The 12,738-nt window shown below is 67.9% G+C and carries 17 protein-coding genes; 14 read left to right on the top strand and 3 right to left on the bottom strand.

Going from position 1 to position 12,738, the window contains the following annotated elements; all coding sequences use genetic code 11:
• Positions 1-22 precede the first annotated feature (22 nt).
• From CCS01_RS09745 to CCS01_RS09705, 9 genes are all read left to right on the top strand, one after another.
• Positions 23-622 carry a cytochrome b/b6 domain-containing protein gene (locus CCS01_RS09745; protein ID WP_239992085.1) on the top strand — a complete coding sequence of 200 codons (600 nt, stop codon included), beginning with the start codon at positions 23-25 and terminating at the stop codon, positions 620-622.
• Positions 619-1,368: a molybdopterin-dependent oxidoreductase gene (locus CCS01_RS09740; protein ID WP_104518636.1), complete on the top strand. Its 750-nt coding sequence runs from the start codon at positions 619-621 to the stop codon at positions 1,366-1,368. Before CCS01_RS09745 ends, CCS01_RS09740 begins: the two co-directional genes overlap by 4 nt.
• A gap of 68 nt (positions 1,369-1,436) precedes the next feature.
• Positions 1,437-2,030 carry an RNA polymerase sigma factor gene (locus CCS01_RS09735; RefSeq protein WP_104518635.1) on the top strand — a complete coding sequence of 198 codons (594 nt, stop codon included), beginning with the start codon at positions 1,437-1,439 and terminating at the stop codon, positions 2,028-2,030.
• Positions 2,023-2,685: an NrsF family protein gene (locus tag CCS01_RS09730; RefSeq protein ID WP_104518634.1), complete on the top strand. Its 663-nt coding sequence runs from the start codon at positions 2,023-2,025 to the stop codon at positions 2,683-2,685. Before CCS01_RS09735 ends, CCS01_RS09730 begins: the two co-directional genes overlap by 8 nt.
• A 78-nt stretch (positions 2,686-2,763) precedes the next feature.
• Positions 2,764-3,036 (top strand): hypothetical protein, encoded by a 273-nt coding sequence (locus CCS01_RS09725; protein ID WP_104518633.1) that lies wholly within the window; start codon positions 2,764-2,766, stop codon positions 3,034-3,036.
• Between the two features lie 278 nt (positions 3,037-3,314).
• On the top strand, positions 3,315-4,025 hold the full coding sequence (locus CCS01_RS09720) for a DUF1223 domain-containing protein (protein ID WP_104518632.1): 711 nt from the start codon (positions 3,315-3,317) through the stop codon (positions 4,023-4,025).
• A 72-nt stretch (positions 4,026-4,097) separates the two neighbouring features.
• The gene (gene msrB, locus CCS01_RS09715; protein ID WP_104518631.1) at positions 4,098-4,580 is read left to right on the top strand and encodes a peptide-methionine (R)-S-oxide reductase MsrB; all 483 of its coding nucleotides are present in this window, start codon (positions 4,098-4,100) and stop codon (positions 4,578-4,580) included.
• A 25-nt stretch (positions 4,581-4,605) separates the two neighbouring features.
• On the top strand, positions 4,606-5,316 hold the full coding sequence (gene msrA, locus CCS01_RS09710) for a peptide-methionine (S)-S-oxide reductase MsrA (protein WP_104518630.1): 711 nt from the start codon (positions 4,606-4,608) through the stop codon (positions 5,314-5,316).
• 82 nt (positions 5,317-5,398) lie between these two features.
• Positions 5,399-6,697 carry an LLM class flavin-dependent oxidoreductase gene (locus CCS01_RS09705; protein ID WP_104518629.1) on the top strand — a complete coding sequence of 433 codons (1,299 nt, stop codon included), beginning with the start codon at positions 5,399-5,401 and terminating at the stop codon, positions 6,695-6,697.
• Between the two features lie 322 nt (positions 6,698-7,019).
• On the opposite strand, the gene CCS01_RS09700 is transcribed toward CCS01_RS09705, so the two are convergent.
• Positions 7,020-8,168, bottom strand: a complete 1,149-nt coding sequence (locus CCS01_RS09700) for a hypothetical protein (protein WP_104518628.1) — start codon at positions 8,166-8,168, stop codon at positions 7,020-7,022.
• A 242-nt stretch (positions 8,169-8,410) separates the two neighbouring features.
• Between CCS01_RS09700 and CCS01_RS09695 the strand changes: the two genes are divergently transcribed.
• Positions 8,411-8,632 (top strand): CDGSH iron-sulfur domain-containing protein, encoded by a 222-nt coding sequence (locus CCS01_RS09695; RefSeq protein WP_104518627.1) that lies wholly within the window; start codon positions 8,411-8,413, stop codon positions 8,630-8,632.
• A 206-nt stretch (positions 8,633-8,838) separates the two neighbouring features.
• Positions 8,839-9,717 carry an alpha/beta fold hydrolase gene (locus CCS01_RS09690; protein WP_104518626.1) on the top strand — a complete coding sequence of 293 codons (879 nt, stop codon included), beginning with the start codon at positions 8,839-8,841 and terminating at the stop codon, positions 9,715-9,717.
• A gap of 48 nt (positions 9,718-9,765) precedes the next feature.
• Here CCS01_RS09690 and CCS01_RS09685 read toward each other — a convergent pair whose 3' ends face one another.
• Positions 9,766-10,647 (bottom strand): TauD/TfdA dioxygenase family protein, encoded by an 882-nt coding sequence (locus CCS01_RS09685; protein WP_104518625.1) that lies wholly within the window; start codon positions 10,645-10,647, stop codon positions 9,766-9,768.
• 181 nt (positions 10,648-10,828) lie between these two features.
• On the opposite strand from CCS01_RS09685, the gene CCS01_RS33585 reads away from it, so the two are divergent.
• The 3 genes from CCS01_RS33585 to CCS01_RS35075 all read left to right on the top strand — a co-directional run bounded on the left by CCS01_RS33585 (position 10,829) and on the right by CCS01_RS35075 (position 11,988).
• On the top strand, positions 10,829-10,984 hold the full coding sequence (locus CCS01_RS33585; RefSeq protein WP_158258319.1) for a hypothetical protein: 156 nt from the start codon (positions 10,829-10,831) through the stop codon (positions 10,982-10,984).
• 137 nt (positions 10,985-11,121) lie between these two features.
• The gene (locus CCS01_RS33580) at positions 11,122-11,289 is read left to right on the top strand and encodes a hypothetical protein (RefSeq protein ID WP_158258318.1); all 168 of its coding nucleotides are present in this window, start codon (positions 11,122-11,124) and stop codon (positions 11,287-11,289) included.
• Positions 11,290-11,544: 255 nt separating this feature from the next.
• Positions 11,545-11,988: a nucleotidyltransferase domain-containing protein gene (locus tag CCS01_RS35075; protein WP_239992084.1), complete on the top strand. Its 444-nt coding sequence runs from the start codon at positions 11,545-11,547 to the stop codon at positions 11,986-11,988.
• A gap of 443 nt (positions 11,989-12,431) precedes the next feature.
• Here the strand turns inward: CCS01_RS35075 and CCS01_RS36025 are convergent.
• A partial coding sequence (locus tag CCS01_RS36025) for an IS66 family transposase (protein ID WP_146101646.1) occupies positions 12,432-12,738 on the bottom strand: 307 nt, incomplete at its 5' end.

The raw sequence follows: 12,738 nt of genomic DNA, 5'->3' as shown, positions 1-12,738 counted from the left end.
ACGCGCCACCAACCGCCGGCCGCTGCCGGTGCGCATCGCCCACTGGGTGAACGCCTTCGCCATGACCTGCATGATCCTCAGCGGATGGCAGATCTACAATGCCTCGCCGATTTTCCCCTTTACCTTCCCGCCGTGGGCCACGCTCGGTGGCTGGCTCGCCGGCGGCATCGCCTGGCACTTCGCGGCGATGTGGCTGCTGGTGGCCAACGGGCTGTTCTACCTGGTCTACGGCCTGGCCACGGGCTACCTGCGCCGCACGCTGCTGCCGCTGACGCCGCGCCAGGTCTGGCGGGACTTCACCGCCGCGCTGGCGTTCCGGCTGCATCATGACGCCGGCCGCTACAACGCGGTGCAGAAGCTACTGTATGTCGTCGTGCTGCTGCTCGGCGCCGCCGCGGTGCTGTCCGGCCTGTCGATCTGGAAGCCGGTGCAGTTCGCGCCGCTGACCGCCCTGCTCGGCGGCTACGACACGGCGCGGGTGGTGCACTTCCTGGCCATGTCCGGCATCGTCGGCTTCGTCGTCGTCCACCTCGTCCTGGTCGCTTTGGTGCCCCGGACGCTGCTGTCCATGATCACCGGCCGCGCCGCGCCGCTTGCGCATGGCATTGGAGTCCGCCCATGAGCCGCCTGTTCCCTCGCCTGGCGGACCACAAGCCCGCGCTCGCCCGGGTCGAGCGCCGCCTGTTCCTGCGCCAGGGCCTGTCGCTCGGCGCGCTGACGCTGCTGACCGGCTGCGACCTGTCCCAGGGCGACGCCGTGGACCGCGTGCTGTGGGCGATGTCGCGCTGGAATGACCGGGTGCAGGCGGCGCTGTTCGACCCGAACAAGCTGGCGCCGACCTACAAGGCCAGCGCGATCACAAAGCCGTTCCCGTTCAACGCCTACTACCCGGAATCCGAAGTCCGCACCGTGGACGCCGACGCCTGGCGGCTGCGCCTGTCCGGCCTGGTCGCCGACAAGCGCCCGTGGTCGCTGGCGCAGCTTCGCACCCTGCCGCAGGCAAGCCAGATCACCCGGCACGTCTGCGTCGAGGGCTGGAGCGCCATCGGCCAGTGGAGCGGCGTGCCGTTCCGCATGTTCCTGCAGCGCATCGGCGCCGACACCCGGGCGCGCTATGTCGATTTCCACTGCTTCGACGACTACCACACCAGCATCGACATGGCGACCGCGCTGCACCCGCAGACCATCCTGGCGCTGGACTACGGCGACTCGCCGCTGCCGCCGAAATACGGCGCGCCGCTGAAGCTGCGGGTGCCGACCAAGCTGGGGTTCAAGAACCCGAAGTATATCGCCGCGATCACCGTCACCAACGACTACCCCGGCGGCTACTGGGAGGACCAGGGCTACAACTGGTTCAGCGGATCATAACCGCTGCGGCGGGGTGCCGCCCGACGCCGGGATGCGCTATCGTCCGCCTCCGTGCCAGGGGGAGGCGGATGGCGGCAGACGCAAGGCCGGGCGGCGGAGCAGCGGAGTCCGAGGCGCGGCTCGCGGCCCTGATGGCGGCGGCGCAGGACGGCGATGCCGCTGCCTACCAGCGCCTGCTGCGCCTTTGCCTGCCGCTGGTCGGGTCGATGGCGCGCGGCCGAGGCGTGCCGGCGGACCGGGTTGACGACGTGATCCAGGACGTACTCCTTACCGTGCATCGTGTCCGGCACACCTACGATCCGGCCCGGCCCTTCCTGCCCTGGCTGCGGGCCATCGCGCAGCGCCGGGCGATCGACGCGCTGCGGGCACACGGCCGGCAGGCGGTGCGGGAGGTGCACGCCCCGCTTGCCTATGAAACCCACCCCGACCCCGCCACCACCGCGGCCCAGGCCCTGGAGCGGGCCGACGGCGCGGACGACCTGCGCGCGGCCGTGGCGGCGCTGCCGGACGGACAGCGCCAGGCGATCGAGGAACTGGCCCTGCGGGAGCGCTCGCTGGCGGAGGCCGCCGCCGTCACCGGGCGCAGCACGGGCGCGCTGAAGGTGAACCTGCACCGCGCCCTGAAGACGCTGCGCGAGCGATTGGGAGGCACCGGTGCCTGACCATGCCGCCTCGCCCGACGCGCTGATCCAGGCCCTGGCCCGCGACCTGCGGCCGGTGCGGCGGCTGGCCTCGCCGTGGCTGCGCGCGCTGCTGTGGCTCGGCGCCGTGGCGGCGCTGGCGGCGGCGCTGGCCGGCTTCGCCGATGTCGGCGCCATGGTGCGCCGGCTGACGGCCGCGCCGGACATGGGACTGGCGGTGGCGGGCTCGATCCTGACCGCGATCCTGGCCGCCGTCGCCGCCTTCCAGACCAGCCTGCCCGACCGCCGGCCAACCTGGGCGCTGCTGCCCCTGCCCGGCCTGCTGCTGTGGATCGGCGCCAGCGGCCTGGGCTGCCTGCGCACCTGGCTGGTGCCGGGGACCCATGCGGCCAGTATGGGTGAAGCGCGGGATTGCCTGGTCTTCATCGTCGGCGTCTCGGTGCCGCTGTCGATCCTGTTGGTGGCGATGCTGCGGCGCGGCTACCCGCTGCGGCCGAACCTGACGGCGGTGACCGGCGGCCTGGCCGCCGCCGCGGCCGCCGCCACGCTGCTGAATTTCTTCCACCCGTATGATGCCGCCGCCACCGATCTTGTGGTGCATGCCGTTGCCGTGACCCTGGTGGTGCTGGCCAACCGCCTGCTGAGCGGCCGGGCGTTGCGGGCGGCAGGGGTGTAACCGCGGCGGCGGTTGCAGCGAACAGGGGGATGACGGGCGGCATGGGCCGTCGCGTCCGAACCTGTGGAGAAACGATCTATGCGCATTCGTGCTTTTTCCGTCGCCGCGGCGGCCCTGGCTTTCGCCCTCGGTGCCCCCGCCGCTTTCGCCGCCGATCAGATGAGCAACGGCAAGGGCATGGAGTCCGGCGCCATGGCGCCGCACCAGGGTTCGGCCATGTCGCACGGCATGGCGCACGAAACCGGGGCGATGTCGGGCATGGCGCACAACACCGGCAAGACCGGCGGCACGGCGATGGGCCACGACAACATGGGCCACGACAACATGGGCCACGACAACATGGGCCACTAGGCGGGCGGCCCGGTCCGTTGCCTCACCGTCATGGCCGGGCGTGTCCCGGCCATCCGCGCTGCGACGGTGGGGGGTGGATGGCCGGGACACGCCCGGCCGTGACGGTGAGGGAGAAGCCCTTGCGCCGGAAGTTCACTTATCCTGATACACATGCGGCATGTTCCGGCCATGACGAGAGGGCGACGACCTTGCTCCGCCAGTCCGCCTGTCCTGATACGTACCGGGCCTGTCCCGGCCACCATGCGAAAGCTACCAATGAAACCGAATGGAAAATCCCAATGCGCCCGCGCCTGATCCATCTCGTCCTGAGCCTCGCCCTGGCGCCGGTGGCGCACGCCGCCGCGCAGCGCCCGGCGGTAGCGCCGTCCCGGCCGGTCGTGGTCGAGCTGTTCACCTCGCAAGGCTGCTCCTCCTGCCCACCCGCCGACACGTTGCTGACGGAACTGGCGCGGACGCGGCCCGACGTGCTGCCGCTGGCGTTCCACGTCACCTACTGGAACGGCCTGGGCTGGCACGACCCATACTCCTTCCCCGCGGCCACCGAGCGGCAGCGCGCCTACGCCGCGCGTCTCGCGGATCACACGGTCTATACGCCGCAGATGGTTGTGGACGGCACCTACAGCGTCGTCGGCTCCGACCGCGCCGCGGCGGCGGCGGCCATCCGGCAGGCCGAGGCGGGTCAGGCCACCGCCGCGCCGCTGCGCCTCGACCGCCACGGCGACACCCTGGCGATCGACGTCGGCGCCGGCACCGGCTCCGCCACCATCCTGCTGATCGGCTTCGACCCCCAGCACGACACGCCGATCGGCCGTGGCGAGAACAGCGGGCGGCGCCTGCTGGAATCGAATATCGTGCGCTCGATCCAGGCGGTCGGACAGTGGACCGGCGGGACACTGCGGCTGCAGCGGCCGGTGCCAGCGGGCGAGCGGTTCGCGGTGCTGCTGGCGGCGCCGGACGGGCGGATCATTGGCGCCGCCCGGCTGGGGTGATATTGCCGATACGGCACGAAAGCCCATGTAACCCTCGGCGGCATCCCCGCCGAACCATATGGAGGACAACACATGACAACGCGCAGAGGTCTGCTGGCCGGCGGTTCCCTGATGGCGCTGCTGGGCGCACTCCGCGGCGGCCGGGCGCGCGCGGCGGAGCATTTCGCGATCGTGAGGACCGACGCCGAATGGCGCCGCCTGCTGACGCCGATACAGTATGCCATCCTGCGCCAGCAGGCGACCGAACCGCCGTTCTCCAGCCCGCTCGACCATGAAACGCGGCACGGCCGCTATGACTGCGCGGGCTGCGCCAACCCGCTGTTTTCATCCGACACCAAGTATGACAGCGGCACCGGATGGCCGAGCTTCTGGCAGCCGCTGAATGGCGCCGTGGACACGTCGGCGGATCGCAGCCTGATGATGCTGCGGACCGAAGTGCATTGCCACCGCTGCGGCGGCCACCTCGGCCACGTGTTCGACGACGGGCCGCAGCCGACCGGGCTGCGCTATTGCATGAACGGCGCCGTGCTGACGTTCCGCCCCGCTGTCGCCTGATCCTTCAGACCGGAGATTCCCACCCATGCGCAATACCTTGTTACGGTCCTGCCTGCTGGCCAGCGGCGCCGCGGCTCTGGCGATCGGCCTGCTACCGCTGTCCGTGTCCCGCGCCGAGGAACAGCCGCGGCTGCTGCCGCCCCCGGCCCTGCACGCGGCCCAGCCGCATGGGCTGCAGAGCGTGGTGCTGGCGGGTGGCTGCTTCTGGGGCGTGCAGGGCGTGTTCCAGCACGTCCGCGGCGTGGAGGACGCCGTCTCCGGCTATGCCGGCGGCGCGAAGGCGACCGCGGATTATGAGACGGTCAGCACCGGCACCACGGGCCACGCCGAGTCCGTGCGCGTCACCTATGATCCGGCGCGGATTTCCTATGGCGAGATCCTGCGCATCTACTTCTCGGTCGTGCTGGACCCGACCGAGGTGAACCGCCAGGGGCCGGACGTGGGCACGCAGTACCGCTCGGAGATTTTTGCAACGTCGCCGGAACAGGCGCAGGTGGCGCGCGCCTATATCGCGCAGCTGGACCAGGCGCATGCCTTCAGCCGGCCGATTGCGACGCAGGTCAGCGCGCTGAACGGCTTCTATCCGGCCGAGGCGTATCATCAGGACTATCTGTTCCACCACCCGGACAATCCTTATATCGCCTGGAACGACCTGCCGAAGCTGCGCGCGCTGCAGCGGCTGTTCCCGGATCGTTACGTTGAGAAGCCGGTGCTGGTGTCGCGTCCGCCGGCTTAAGCGAAGACACGCCAGCGTTGCTTTACCGGCCGATCGGCTTCCGCTACTGGTCGGTAGAGGCACAGGCGCAGGAGATGAACGCATGAGATTCGGCCTGATCTACGAACTGCAACTGCCACGCCCGTGGAGCGCGGAGTCCGAGCACCGCCTGGTGCAGGACGCCCTGGCCGAGGTGGAGGCAGCCGATCGGCTGGGCTTCGACTGCGTCTGGGCGAATGAACACCATTTCCTGGAGGAGTATGCGCACAACTCCGCGCCCGAGGTGTTCCTGGCCGCGGCGGCGGCGCGCACGAAGCGGATTCACGTCGGCCACGCCGTCGTGCTGTCGCCGCCCCCGTACAATCCGCCCGCACGCGTGGCGGAACGGATCGCCATGCTGGACCTTGTGTCCTCCGGCCGCTGCGAGTGGGGCACCGGGTCGTCGGCCTCGCGCGCGGAACTTGAAGGCTTCAACGTCAATCCCGAGCACAAGAAGCTGATGTGGGCCGAGGCGACCGAGCAGACCGCCAACATGATGGCGATGTCGCCCTATCCCGGTTTCAAGGGCGACTTCTTTTCAATGCCCGCGCGCAACGTCATCCCCAAGCCGGTGCAGAAGCCGCACCCGCCGCTGTGGCTCGCCTGCTCGAACCGCGAGACGATCCACGTCGCCGCCCGCAACGGCGTCGGCGCGCTGGCCTTCGCCTTCGTCGATCCGGCCGAGGCGGCGAAATGGGCCGGCGACTACTACGACATCATCAAATCGGACGCCTGCGTGCCGCTCGGCCACGCGGTGAACGCGAATATCGCGATGGCGACAGGGTTTTCCGTGCACCATGACGAGGCCGAGGCGATCCGGCGCGGCCAGGACGGCTTCCAGTTCTTCGGCTACGCGCTGGGCCATCATTACGTCTATGGCGAGCACACCCCGGGCGTGACCAACGTGTGGGAACGGTTCGAGCGCGCGCGCGACCGCCTGCCCCCCGCCGTCGGCAACGGCATCGGCACGCCCGCGCAACTGATTGATCGGCTGCGGCAATACCAGGACGCCGGCGTTGACCAGGTGATCTTCGTGCAGCAGGCCGGGCGCAATACCCACGCCGATATTATTGCATCTCTGGAACTGTTTGCCGCCGAGGTGATGCCGGTGCTGAAGGCCGATCAGGCCGCGCGCGACGCCCGCAAGCAGGCGGAACTGGCGCCGTATGTCGAGGCGGCGCTGCGGCGAAAGCAGTGGATGCGCCCGCTGGAGCGCGATGCGATTCCGCCGATCGCGGCGTATGGACGCACGGTGGTGGCGAGCGACGCGACCCCGGGCGCGCTGGCGGCCCGGCGCGGCGGCGGCATCAACATCCCGGGCGAGGACATGGCCGAGCAGCAGCGTGCCGCCGGTGACGATTGAGGAATTCCGCAGGCGGGAGGCGCAACAGGCTGGGTCCCGCCACGCCGAAGCCTCGCTGTCAGCCCAGCAATTGGGACAGGAAATGCCATAGAGCAAAATAAACGATACTCGACATCAGCAAAACGCCCGGCAGTTCCCATTGACTATCGGTCATTCTCTGCTCCCCCGGTTGGTGGTGGCTCTTTCAGTTAAGGTCCTGCGGCTTCAGGCGACCAGAGGTACTCCGTCATTTGACGCGGCTGGCGGGATCAGTCGATCTCTCACCAAAGAAAAAGCAAAATCCCGCCCTCCGGCTCCGGCATGCCGACGCGCGGAGCGATCGTCAGCCGATTTGAAAATTCGCATCGTGGAGCTGCGACGGTGCAACCCCAACGAGGTCAAGCCAGCCGTTGCCGCCAAGCGGCAACAGGGTTCCGCTGTGACCGTCATCCTTCAAAGCGGACAACACCGCGGCGGTATCCGTGTATTCACCCACGCCGCCAGCAAGACCGATCACCGCCGACGGGTCGGACAGAAAACCCGTCATCACGTCGTGTCCGGATGCCGGCCCGATGTCAAGCCGCAGCCCGGTGGAAAAATCCTTGATGGTGACATTGCCTTTTCCCGCGAACACCATCTCGTCGGTGCCGTGGATGGCCAGCGTGGCGTTGCCTGCAAGGTTGATGGCGTCGTCCCGGCCGCCGTTGACGACGTCGAAGCCGCTGCCGAGGGTCACGGCATTGTCACTGCCTGCGAGCGTAACGACATCGTTGCCGTTGCCGAGCGAGACGTTGGTATGGCCGGACGCGGCTCCCGTCACCGTCCGCGATCCGTCGCCCGCGGCGATGACGGTGACGACCGGGGTAGCTTTGCCGTGCCGATCTTGCAGATCGAAGCTGAACGTTTCCAATTGCGAATGTGCCCGGGTGCCCGGCACGTACTGCACAGTCATTCCGTACAGCGACAGGGTTCCGCTCCGCGGCGCCTGGATCACATGCAGGCTCAGCATATCGCCCGGAACGCCCGGTGCGGCGGTCGCGACCGTGACGCCGGGGACCCGCTCGGCCCGGAACGCGATCGGCACCTCGGAGAATCCCGAGGATGCCGGCTGGGTGAACACCTCCTGGTCGACCGCGGGCCTCAGGTAGTTCGCGTAGTAGGGATTTGCGTAGTTTCCGGCTGCGGTTGCATAGCCGAAGCCGGCGACGGTCAGTTGCCCGCCGCGGCTGATCAGGTTGTCGACCGGGTAGCCCGAGTTCCCCGGGATGGCGTCGCCGGCCGGCTCCAGCCCGGCGATGGCTTCACCGTTGCGCGAGCCGGTGATGCCGGAAATCAGGTAGTTGCCGTCGGCGTTCGTCGTGGCGGTGGTGGTCAGGGTTCCGCACGCGGCGATGCCGGTTCCCGTATAGCGCCATTGCCACAGAAGCTCCGCCTGCGCGGGAGGCGGCCCCGCCAGGGCGAAAGGCTGAGGCGTGACCGAAATTCCGCTCATGGCAGATTCCTCCTGATCGGCTGCACTGTGCCGGGCGACGACGACAGTGTCAAAGCAACCCGGAACGAGCAGGCGCCGGCCGCCGGATTTCCGTTACTTAGCGACAATATGCCGGCCGCGCCCGTTCCTTCCGGCGCGGGCCGGTCCCGGCCTGTGGCGAGTGAACTTGAGTTGACAATGTCCCACGCAGGCCAGAGCGTCGTCGCTTGTTGCAGGCAAGCCTGAACCGAGGAGAATTGTCCATGGCCGACGTAACGATCGAGGTAAGGCCGAACGGACCGTATATCATCAACGGCCCGATCGAATTGCATGACACCAACGGGAACGCCCTGCCGACCCAGGCCAGGGTGGTGCTCTGCCGCTGCGGCGCATCGACAAAGAAACCGTTCTGCGACGGTACCCATTCGAAGATCGGCTTCCAGGCAGCGGCGCAGGCCGTGCCCGGCTCGGCGGAGAAGGACTGAGCGGGCGGCCGCCAGGCGTCACGGCAACCCGGGCGCATGAACCCGGCGCGGCGGAAGACCCGTTCGCCATCGCCGCCCGCAGGCGTGACGTCGTTTGCCGGAACTAACGATCACGGCCGTGGCGAGGACGTGCCGCCACCGCCGCGGCGGTGGCTTGCAAATCGTCCGGGGAACGAGTTTCCTTCTGCCGTGCAGAGGAGGCAGCGATGTTCTTCAACGGCTTCACCATGGCTCATGTGCCGGTGCCGGGCGGCACGATCCGGCTGCGCCACGGCGGCTCCGGCCCGCCGCTGCTGCTGCTGCACGGCAACCCGCAGACCCACGCCATGTGGCACCTGGTGGCGCCGAAGCTGGCGCAGCGCTTCACCGTGATCTGCCCGGACCTGCGCGGCTACGGCTTCTCGTTGAAGCCGCCGGCGACGTCCGATCACGCGCCGTACGCCAAGACCGAGATGGCGAAGGACATGACGGCGGTGATGGACCATTTCGGCTTCGATCAGTTCTTCCTCGCCGGCCACGACCGCGGCGCGCGGGTGGCGCACCGGTTGGCGCTGGACAACCCGCGGCGGGTGCGGAAACTCGCCGTGCTGGACATCATCCCGACGCTGGAGCACTTCGAGCGCGCCGACATGGCATTCGGCCTGGGCTACTATCACTGGTTCTGGTTCGCGCAGCCGCATCCGTTCCCGGAATGGCTGATCAACCGCGCGCCCGAGGACTGGTGGCGCCAGCACACCGCCCGCGACCCGTCGCTGCCGGCGCTGTTCCATCCCGACGCGCTGGCGGATTATTTCGCCGCCGTGCGGCAGCCGGAGATGGTGCGCGGCCTGTGCGAGGACTACCGGGCCGCTGCCACCCTGGACCTGGCGCATGACCGCGCCAGCCGCGCGGCGGGAATCAAAATCCAGTGCCCGATGCTGGTGCTTTGGGGCGAGAAGGGCAAGATCGGCGCCTGGTACGACGCCCTGGCGATCTGGCGGGACTACTGCGCCGCGGACGTGACCGGTGGCTCCGTGCAGTCAGGCCACTACATTCCGGAGGAGACGCCGGGCGAACTGCTGGACTGGCTCGATCGTTTCTTTTGATCCTGGCACGCCCGGCCGTGACGGAGTCGCAACAGCCGACCCGCGCCGCTAGACCGGCCGGTCGCCCGCCACCGTCACCCGGAAGCCCGAGCGCGTGTGCGGCCAGTAATCCCACATCGCGCGATGCTGCACGCAGCGGTTATCCCAGAACGCCACCGAGTTCTCCCGCCAGCGGAAGCGGCACTGGAACAGCGGATCCTCGGCGAGGTCGCACAGATACGCCAGGATCGCCGCGCTCTCGTCACGCGGAACCCCAAGGATCCGCTTGGTGAATCCGCGGTTGACGTACAGCGCCTTACGTCCGGTCACCGGATGGATGCGGATCACCGGATGTTCCGCGCGCGGATATACCGGCTTGTCCGCGACGCCGAGGCTGGCATAGGTGCCGCGATAGGATTCCTCGCCGTCGTGCACCGCGACAAGCCCATCCAGATAAACCTTCATGCGGTCCGACAGCGCCTGATACGCCGCGTACATGCTGGCGAACAGCGTGTCGCCGCCGCGCGGCGGGCACTGTTTGATATACAGGATGCTGCCCATCGGCGGCTCGGGATCGCAGGAAACGTCGCTGTGCCAGCCTTCGCCGTTGGCGCGCGGGCTGTCCTTGTCGGCGCGGATGATCATCAGTTCGGGATGGCCGGGCGCGCTCGGCGCGGCGGGATGGATGTGCAGCTTGCCGAAGGCGCGGCCGAACGCCAGGTGCTGCTCCGGCGTCAGCGTCTGGTCGCGGAAGAAGATCACAAGATTCTCGGCCAGGGCGCGATGGATTTCCTGCATCTGGTGGTTCGCCAGCGGCCGCGACAAATCCACCCCGCCGATCTCCGCCCCGATGATCGGCGTCAACTTGTCGATGGTGATGGTTTCATATGCCGCGGTATCGTCCGCGACGTGGCGATAGCGGGGGCCGTTGTTGCCGCGCAGGACGCTCATTGACGTGGCCTTTCCCTCTGGACGTTTGGCCGGATCATCCGCCCGGGCGGCAAAGGCGGCAAGACCCGCGCCTTGTGCCGGAGCGAATGTGACACCATTATGACAGTTTGCAGCGGCCCGGCCGAACCATCACGCAAGACCCAGCTTCGCCCGGGTCGACCTGCGTGAGGAGGTTTGGATAATGGCACGGATCTTCCGCGTTTCGTTGCTGCTGATACTGGCTGCCGCGTCGCTGGCCGGTTGCGCCAGCTACGGTCCGTCGCAGCAGAACGCCGTTCCAGGCCCGCACCTGCTGCCCAACGGCCTGACGCCGGAGCCCTGGGGCGAGACGTCGTAGCGGTCCCGCCTGCGGCAATCCGCGCTTCCTGTGACAGTTTGGTTGCAGCGTCACGCCGCGGGTTGCCGCCGTCCGGCAGATCCGTTACGGCAGACCAAGCTTGGCCCGGGTCTGGGCTGCACGAGGAGAATGAGACGATGTCACGGCTGTTCCGCGCGTCGGTATTGCTGATCCTGGCCGCCGCGTCGCTGGCCGGTTGTGCCGCCTTCGATTCGGAGGACCTATCGCCGCCGCAAAATGCCGCACCGGGCCAGCATCTGCTGCCCAATGGCCTGACCCCGGAGCACTGGGACGAGACGTCGTAGCCACCCGAGTTGCAATACCGCCCGCGCTGACCATCGCCGCGAACGTGAACGATGCAGGCCGTCGTCTGGCCTCGCGCGGCTTCAGCCTGTCCGCGGTATGCTCATTTGGTGCCTTTCCATCCGGACGGCCGGCTTGAGCCTGCCGCACAGGGCGGTCCACCGGGAAGTGGTAACTGCCGGATTTGCCAGCCTCGACACTGTGCGCCTTCCCCTCCAAGGTGCATCACGCACCATGCGCACAAGAGCGGTGTGGCAATGGAGTGGACGGCGTTCCTTTCGGTCAGGCTGCCGGAAGACGTCCGGAACCGGATCAAGGCGGTAGCGGCCCAACGGGGGCAACCGGTTCAGGATCTCGTCGGCGGCCTGATCCGGCAGTTCCTGGAAGAAGCCGAGCGGCAGCCGCCCCGGCTTGCCGACGTGCCTGGACGCCTGCGTGTGATGGAAGCGCCCCTGCGCGAGCGCGGCATCGCGTCACGCCGGGTCTTCGGTTCCGTTGCCCGCGGCGATGCGGGGCCTGACAGCGATGTGGACCTTGCAATCGCGTTCGTGCCCGATGCCAAGCCGTCGGCCTTCGATCTCGTCCATATCAAGGACGACCTGGAAGCGGCGCTTGGACGGACCGTGGATCCCGGAGAGAGAGCGGCCTTGACACCACGGGCCGCGGCCGCGGCGGAGTGTGACATGGCGCGGGTGTTCTGATGGTCCGGGATGTCCGCGGCCGCCTGACGGACATCCACGAGGCCGCGACGGATCTCTGCGATCTCGTAAAAGGACATGAAGGCGAGGACCTCAGGTCTCCCCTCATTTTTTGTTGCGAGCCAAATTAGACACGGCCAACTGTGCTTGGTCAGCCCAGCTTCGTTGCTTGTCAGCCCAAGCAACAACAGGCGTCTACATCGCGCCGTGCCCTGCAACGCGTCAACATATCTGTCTTTTCGTTTCAGCTTGTCCGAGCCAACACACTGAATTTTCAAACTTAATATGAGGGGAGACCTGAGGGCGAGGACTATACCCAAGCTTGGCTGGCAGCGTGTTCCGGCCTCGGCAACGTGCCAAAAGATGTCGACAGCTTGCATTGAACAACAATCTTGCATAGAATTGCAACAATTGCAATTGTATTTGCTCATCTCCCCCCGCTGTGTTCAGGTGGGAGCGAGCACGGAGTTTCCCTGTACAACCATCTTGATGGCCTGGTAGGCGTCGATGCCGCGCCGGGCGGCGGTTCCGATGATGGAGCGGAGCGCGGCGAAGAAGTCAGCGCCCCGCTTGGAGCGGAAGCCGCCGGTGACCTTGCGGTAGGTCGCGGTGGGACGCAGTTCGCACTCCGAGCCGTTGTTGTCGGCGCCGACCTCGGGATAATCGAGGAAGGTGAAGAGGTGGCTGCGCAGCCTGCCGTAACGTTTTCGCAGCCGCTGGCCATGGCGATTGCTGGGCGCCGTCCGCATGATG

Source organism: Rhodopila globiformis (assembly GCF_002937115.1).
GTDB classification, from domain to species: domain Bacteria; phylum Pseudomonadota; class Alphaproteobacteria; order Acetobacterales; family Acetobacteraceae; genus Rhodopila; species Rhodopila globiformis.
The sequence above is the reverse complement of the archived record's forward strand: the minus strand, read 5'-3'. Positions and strand labels throughout refer to the sequence as shown.